Annotated in this window: 1 protein-coding gene; it reads right to left on the bottom strand. The window is 74.5% G+C overall.

All coding sequences use genetic code 11. The features are described from left to right. Positions 1 to 474 (bottom strand): hypothetical protein (locus tag UK12_RS41925; protein ID WP_045306915.1); only part of this gene is annotated, 474 nt, incomplete at both ends.

Raw genomic sequence — 474 nt, 5'->3', positions numbered from 1 at the left:
GGCAGGCCCTCCCGGGTCGGCCGGGCCACCAGGCGCCGGCCGTCGCGGTAGCGCACCTCCGGCTCGGTCTCCAGCGCCGCCTCGTGCTCGAGCCGGCCGGCAACGCCGATGACTGATACTCCGTCAAGACATTCGACGTACTGCGCGTGCAGGAACGGGTTCTCCTGGTGGGCGGTCTTCAGCAGACCGGCCACCCCGCCCAGGCAGGCCAGCCGCTCCCGTTCGGTCTCCGTGCCGGCGGCCCCGACCAGCACCACCTGCACCAGCACCGGACGCCGCACACCGCCCCGCAGGATCTCCCGGAGCAGCGCGAACACCCGCCCGACGACCTCGCCGTACCGGCCGTCCAGCGGCCCGTCGTCGACGGCCACGAGATGACAGGCGGTGCCCGCCGGCAGCGCGGCCCGCAACCCGTCGTACTCCCCGGCCTCCGGCCGGCCGAGCACCACGACGTGACGCTCGGCGAACACCCTT

This window comes from Saccharothrix sp. ST-888, assembly GCF_000955975.1.
GTDB lineage: Bacteria > Actinomycetota > Actinomycetes > Streptomycetales > Streptomycetaceae > Kitasatospora.
The sequence above is the reverse complement of the archived record's forward strand: the minus strand, read 5'-3'. Positions and strand labels throughout refer to the sequence as shown.